General features: G+C 62.9%; 3 protein-coding genes. All 3 read right to left on the minus strand.

What is annotated here, in order from left to right:
• Window positions 1–6: 6 nt before the first annotated feature.
• Window positions 7–1,551 carry a nitrate reductase subunit beta gene (narH, locus tag Q8R61_RS02560; RefSeq protein ID WP_305533881.1) on the minus strand — a complete coding sequence of 515 codons (1,545 nt, stop codon included), beginning with the start codon at window positions 1,549–1,551 and terminating at the stop codon, window positions 7–9.
• A 117-nt stretch (window positions 1,552–1,668) separates the two neighbouring features.
• Entirely contained in the window at window positions 1,669–5,370 is a 3,702-nt protein-coding gene (locus Q8R61_RS02565; RefSeq protein ID WP_305533883.1) for a nitrate reductase subunit alpha, read from the minus strand.
• Window positions 5,371–5,483: 113 nt separating this feature from the next.
• Window positions 5,484–7,139 (minus strand): antiporter, encoded by a 1,656-nt coding sequence (locus Q8R61_RS02570; RefSeq protein WP_305533900.1) that lies wholly within the window; start codon window positions 7,137–7,139, stop codon window positions 5,484–5,486.
• Between the last annotated feature and the right edge of the window lie 23 nt (window positions 7,140–7,162).

Below are 7,162 nucleotides of genomic sequence, written 5' to 3' on the forward strand. Positions count from 1 at the left end.
GGCTCCTTAACCGGTTTTCTTCTTGGCGTGCAATTGCGACAGATCGACCGGCACCGCATTTTTCCGGTTGCCGAACAGCGTGGTCTTGGAAACGCCGTCCGAGCAGCCGTTGCCGAAGGTGAAGCCGCAGCTCGATTTTTCCTCGAAGGTGTTGAGCGCCTCTTCGCGGTGTCCGGACGGTATGACGAAGCGGTCCTCGTAGTTGGCGATCGCGAGGTAGCGGTACATCTCGTCGGCCTGCGCGGAGGAGAGGCCCACCTGGTCGAGCGCGGCGGTGTTGGGAATGCCTTCCACCGACTTGCCGCGCATGTAGGCGCGCATCGCCAGCAGGCGGTCGAGCGCGGTGACGATCGGCTTTTCCTTGCCGCCGGTGAGCAGGTTGGCGAGGTAGGTGATCGGGATGCGCAGCGACTTGGTGTCGGGAATGATGCCGTTCATGCCCATCTGGCCGGACTCGGCGGCCGACTGGATCGGCGACAGCGGCGGCACGTACCACACCATCGGCAGCGTGCGGTATTCCGGGTGCAGCGGGAAGGCGATCTTCCAGTCGATCGCCATCTTGTAAACCGGCGACGCCACCGCCGCCTCGAGCCAGGCTTCCGGGATGCCTTCGGCGCGCGCAGCAGCGATGACCTCGGGGTCCTTGGGGTCGAGGAAAATCTTCAACTGCGCCTCGTAGAGCTCCTTTTCGTCGCTGACGCTGGCGGCTTCCTCGATGCGGTCGGCGTCGTACAGGATCACGCCAAGGTAGCGGATGCGGCCGACGCAGGACTCCGAGCAGACGGTGGGCTGGCCGGCCTCGATGCGCGGGTAGCAGAAGATGCACTTCTCGGCCTTGCCGGATTTCCAGTTGAAATAGATCTTCTTGTAGGGACAGCCGGAGACGCACATGCGCCAGCCGCGGCACTTGTCCTGATCGACCAGCACGATGCCGTCTTCCTCGCGCTTGTAGATCGAGCCGGACGGGCAGGAGGCGACGCAGGTCGGGTTGAGGCAATGCTCGCACAGCCTGGGCAGGTACATCAGGAAGGTGTTCTCGAAGGTCGAGTGCATTTCCTTCTGCACGTTGTCGAAGTTCTTGTCGCGGCTGCGCGAGGCGAACTCGCCACCGAGGTCGTCTTCCCAGTTGGGGCCCCAGTGGATCTTGTCCATTTTCTCGCCGGTGATCGCGGAGATCGGGCGCGCGGTCGGTGGCGTCTCGGACAGCGGCGCCTTCTGCAGGTGCTGGTAGTCGTAGGTGAACGGCTCGTAGTAGTCGTCAATCTCGGGCAGGTTGGGGTTGCCGAAGATGTTGGCAAGGATTTTCAGGCGGCTGCCCTGGCGCGGTTCGAGCTTGCCGTCGCCCTTGAGCTTCCAGCCGCCGTTCCACACGTCCTGGTTCTCCCACTGCTTGGGATAGCCGATGCCGGGCTTCGACTCGACGTTGTTGAACCAGGCGTATTCCATGCCTTCGCGCGAGGTCCACACGTTCTTGCAGGTGACCGAGCAGGTATGACAGCCGATGCACTTGTCGAGGTTCAGCACCATCGCAATTTGCGCACGCACTTTCATGTTGTAACTCCTTGCCTGACAGGGGCGGCGTGCCCCTGTGCGTTATAAAAACCCCGCACCGGAGAGAGGTGGCGCGGGTAAGAGGGGCGGGAGACACCCTTCTTGAAACGTTTCATTTCAGCGCTCGACCAACGGACCTTCCATCCAGTCCACCTTTTTCATCTTGCGCACGATCACGTATTCATCGCGGTTGGAACCCACCGTGCCGTAGTAGTTGAAGCCGTAGGCAAGCTGCGCATAGCCGCCGATCATGTGGGTGGGCTTGGTGATGGTGCGCGTCACCGAGTTGTGAATGCCGCCGCGGAATCCGCTCACCTCCGCGCCGGGCACGTTGATGATCTTTTCCTGCGCGTGGTACATCAGGCACATGCCCTTGGGCACCCGCTGGCTGACCACGACGCGCGCGGTCAGCGTGCCGTTGATGTTGAACACCTCGACCCAGTCGTTATCCACCAGCCCGGCTTCCTTCGCCTCGATCTCGGAGACCCAGACGTGGGGGCCGCCGCGCGACAGCGTCAGCATCCTGAGGTTGTCGGTGTAGGTGCTGTGGATGCCCCATTTCTGGTGCGGGGTGATCCAGTTCAACACCAGTTCGTGGTTGCCGTTTGGCTTCTTGCCCAGCAGCGGCGCGATGGTCTTGGTATCGACCGGCGGCTTGTAGACGCACAGGCCTTCGCCAAAATCCAGCATCCACTGGTGGTCCTGGTAGAACTGCTGGCGGCCGGTCAGGGTGCGCCATGGGATCAGCTCATGAACGTTGGTGTAGCCGGCGTTGTACGACACGTGCTCGGATTCCAGCCCGGACCAGGTCGGCGAGGAAATGATCTTCCTCGGCTGCGCGACGACATCGCGGAAACGGATCTTGTCGTCCTCGCGCGGGATCGCCAGGTGGGTGTGGTCGCGTCCGGTGATCTTGGACAGCGCTTCCCAGGCCTTGACAGCGACTTGGCCATTGGTTTCCGGCGCCAGCATCAGGATGACCTCGCAGGCGTCGATCGCCGAGTTGATCCGCGGCAGGCCCTTGGCGACGCCGTCCTCGGTCACGGTGTAGTTGAGTTCGGCCAGCTGCCTCACCTCGTCCTCGGTGTTCCAGGAAATCCCCTTGCCGCCGTTGCCGATCTTGGTCATCAAGGGGCCCAGCGCGGTGAACTTCTTGTAGGTGTCGCCGTAGTCGCGCGTCACCACCGTCATTGCCGGCATGGTCTTGCCCGGAATCGCGTCGACCTCGCCTTTCTTCCAGTCGCGCACGCCAAGGCTCTGGCCCAACTCGGACGGCGTGTCGTGCATCAGCGGCGTCAGCACCAGATCTTTCTGTGTGCCCAGATGCACGGCGGCAATCTCGGAGAATTTCTTCGCGATGGTCTTGTAGATGTCCCAGTCGGACTTCGACTCCCACAGCGGCTGCACCGCTTCGCTCAAGGGGTGGATGAAGGGATGCATGTCCGAGGTGTTGAGGTCGTCCTTTTCGTACCAGGTGGACGAGGGCAGCACGATGTCGGAATACAGACACGTGGTCGACATGCGGAAGTCAAGCGTGACCAGCAGGTCGAGCTTGCCTTCGGCGCCCTTGTCATGCCACACCACTTCCTTCGGCTTGGCTTCGCCGAGTTCGCCGAGGTCGGGTCCCAGCACCGCGTTCTGGGTGCCGAGCAGGTATTTGAGGAAATACTCGTGGCCCTTGCCTGATGAGCCCAGCAGATTGGAACGCCAGACGAACAGATTGCGCGGGAAGTTCTTCGGATTGTCCGGATCCTCGCAGGAGAACTTCAGTGCGCCGCTCTTGATCTGCTCGACCGCATATTTGACGGGGTCGATGCCGGCCGCATCGGCCGCTTTGGTGATCTCGAGCGGATTGGTTTCCAGCTGCGGTGCCGACGGCAGCCAGCCCATGCGCTCGGAACGCACGTTGAAGTCGATCAGGCGGTAGTCGCCCAGGTTCTTGTTCGCGGTGGGCGACAGGATCTCCGCCGCGGTCAGCTTCTCGTGGCGCCACTGGCTGGTGTGGGCATAGAAGAACGAGGTGGAGTTCATCTGCCGCGACGGGCGGTGCCAGTCGAGGCCGAACGCCAGCGGCGCCCAGCCGGTCTGCGGCCGCAGCTTCTCCTGACCGACGTAGTGCGCCCAGCCCCCGCCCGACTGGCCGATGCAGCCGCACATCATCAGGAGGTTCATGATGCCGCGGTAGATCATGTCGTTGTGGTACCAGTGGTTCAGCGCCGCGCCGAGGATGACCATGGACTTGCCGTGGGTCTTGTCGGCGTTGTCGGCGAACTCGCGCGCCACCGTGATGATGTCGGCACGCGGCACGCCACAGTGCTTCTCGGCCCAGGCCGGGGTGTAGGGCACGTTGTCGTCGTAGCTGGTGGGAATGTTCTGCCCGCCGAGGCCGCGGTCGACGCCATAGTTGGCGAGCGTCAGGTCGTAGACGGTGGCGATGCGCACATCCTTGCCGTCGACACTGATCACCTTGACCGGCAGGTTGCGGACCAGCAGTTCGTTGTGGTCGTCGCCGCCGAAGTAGGGGAAGGCCACCTCGGCCACCTCGTCGTGGCTGCCCAAGAGCGTGATCTGCGGGTTCACGTCCTTGCCCGAGTAACCATCGCGCATTTCCAGGTTCCACGCACCGGACTGGCCCCAGCGAAAGCCGATCGAGCCGTTGGGCGCGACCAGGTAGCCGGTGTTCTCGTCGTAGATCACCGTCTTCCACTCGGGGTTGTTGTCCTGCCCCATGTTGCCGACCAGGTCGGACGCGCGCAGGTAGCGGTCGGCGATCAGCGTGCCTTCATGCTCCTTCAGCATCACCAGCATCGGCATGTCGTTGTACTGGCGGCAATACTGGTCGAAGTATTGGCTGCGGTTCTTGACGTGGAATTCGGACAGGATGACGTGGCCCATCGCCAGTGCCAGCGCGGCGTCGGTGCCCTGCTTGGGGGCGAGCCAGATGTCGCCGAACTTGACCATCTCGCCGAAGTCGCTCGACACCGCCACGGTCTTGGTGCCCTTGTAGCGCACTTCGGTATAGAAGTGGGCGTCCGGGGTGCGGGTCTGCGGCACGTTCGAACCCCACACCATTAAATACGTCGAGTTGTACCAGTCGGCCGATTCCGGCACGTCGGTCTGCTCGCCCCAGACCTGCGGCGAGGAGGGCGGCAGGTCGCAGTACCAGTCGTAGAAGGAGCCGCAGACGCCGCCGATCAGCGACATGTAGCGGCTGCCTGCGGCGTAGCTGACCATCGACATCGCCGGAATCGGCGAGAAGCCGTAGATGCGGTCGGGGCCGAAGTCCTTGATGGTGGTGACGTTGGCGGCGGCGATGATCTCGGTCACCTCGTCCCACTTGGCGCGCACGAAACCGCCGAGGCCGCGCACCGACTTGTAGCGCTTGGCCTTTTCGCTGTCCTGAGTGATCGAGCGCCAGGCTTCGACCGGCTCCATCGTCTCCCGCGCCTCGCGCCACATTTCCATCAGGCGGCCGCGGATCAGCGGGTATTTCACGCGCTGCGCCGAATACACGTACCACGAGTAGCTGGCGCCGCGCGGGCAGCCGCGCGGCTCGTGGTTGGGCAGGTCGGGGCGGGTGCGCGGATAGTCGGTTTGCTGAATCTCCCAGGTGATCAGGCCGTTCTTGACGTAGATTTTCCAGCTGCACGAACCGGTGCAGTTCACGCCGTGGGTGGAACGCACCACCTTGTCATGCTGCCAGCGGCTGCGGTAGGCGTTCTCCCAGCTGCGGTCTTCGTCGCTGACGATGCCGTGACCGTTGGAATAGTCGGATACGGTCTTCTTGAAGAAGGTCAGGCGGTCGAGGAAGTGACTCATTGTTTTGCTCCTTTCAGTCGCTAGGGGTTAGGAGTTAGGGGCTAGGCGTTAGGGGTGGGTTGTGCGGCGTAGCCGCGCTTTTCCCTAGCCCCTAGATCCCAGCTCCTAGATCCTCAAGGATTCCGAATCTCCGAACCCTTGCGCAGATAAAACCACCAGTTCAGCACCAGACACACGGCGTAGAAGATGGCGAAGCCATACATGGCGTATTGGGGCGTGCCGGCATTGATCTGGCCCTTGATCACTTCGGGCGCGATGAAGGAACCGTAGGCGGCAACCGCCGAGGTCCAGCCCAGCACCGGACCGGCCTGGACACGGTCGAAGATCACGCCGACGGTTCGGAAGGTGGAGCCGTTGCCGATGCCGGTGGCGGCAAACAGCACCACGAACACCACCAGGAACTGGGTGAAGAAGACTTCGGGCGTGGCCGACTGGTAGGCCTGCATCATGATCCAGCCGGCGTAGGCCGAGGCGGCGACCATCACCGCCGAAATGACCTGGGTGACGATGGAACCGCCCACCTTGTCGGAAATCCAGCCACCCACCGGACGGATCAGCGCGCCGACGAAGGGACCGATCCAGGCGTAGGTCAGCGCCGAGGGCGCGTTGGGATTCTTGACGTGGGTCCAGGTCTGGGTGACCGCATCGAATACGTGCTGCTCGCCGAAGATGACGGTGATCGACAGCGGCAGCGCCATCGAGAAGCCGATGAAGGATCCGAAGGTGACGATGTAGAGAATCGTCATCGACCAGGTGTGTTTGTTGCGGAAGATCTCGAACTGCTTGGCCAGGTTGCCTTTCATCTCGCCGAAGGCGGCCATCTTCATCACGCCCAGGCAGCCCACGATGATGAGCGGCAGCGCCACCCACATGTTCAGCAGGCCCAGGCCCGTGGGCGCCGGAAGGTAGAGGTACAGGCCCAGGGCGCCGACCGCGAAGGCCAGGCCGTACAGGTAGATGATCTTGCCGAAGGCGGCCAGGGTGCCGCCGTGTTTGGGCGTGACCGTGAGCAGGTTGTTCATGCCGAACCAGGCCGCGATCACCAGCGGCACCAGGATGGCAGCCCAGACGAAGCCCGCGTTCTGAATCCAGGTCGGCGTGCCGGCCAGGATCTTGCCGAAGATCCAGCCCGAATCCTTGACCAGCACCATCGAGCCGCCACCGACAGCCCCGAACAGGCCAACCGTCATCACCAGCGGAATCAGGATCTGCATCGTGGTGACGCCGAAGTTGCCGAGCCCCGCGTTCAGGCCCAGCGCCAGACCCTGCTGCTTCTTTGGAAAGAAGGTGTTGATGTTGCTCATCGAGGCAGAGAAGTTGCCGCCACCGATGCCCGAGAGAAAGGCGCAGGCCTGGAAGACCCACAGCGGCGTGCTCTTGTCCTGCAGCGCGATGCCGGTCCAGATGGCCGGGATGATGAGCATCGCGCTGGTCAGGAAGACCGTGTTGCGACCACCTGAAAGGCGGATGAAGAACGACGCCGGGATCCGCAGCGTGGCGCCCATCAGGCCGGCGATGGCCGTGAGCGTGAAGAGCTCTGCGGGCTTGAAGGGGAAGCCCAGGTTGAGCATCTGCACGGTGATGATTCCCCACATCAACCACACCGCAAACGCGCACAGCAGGTTGGGGATGGAGATCCACAGATTGCGGTAGGCAATCCTCTTGCCGGTGGTCTCCCAGAAAGTTGCGTCCTCGGGACGCCAGTCCTCGATGTCGCCGCCGCGGGGCGCCGACGACCCGACAGCGCTGGCTTGAAGCTTGTTGTTCATGGCAGTCCTTGAAGTGTCGAAAT

The organism is Thiobacillus sp., from assembly GCF_030696885.1.
Lineage (GTDB): Bacteria > Pseudomonadota > Gammaproteobacteria > Burkholderiales > Thiobacillaceae > Thiobacillus.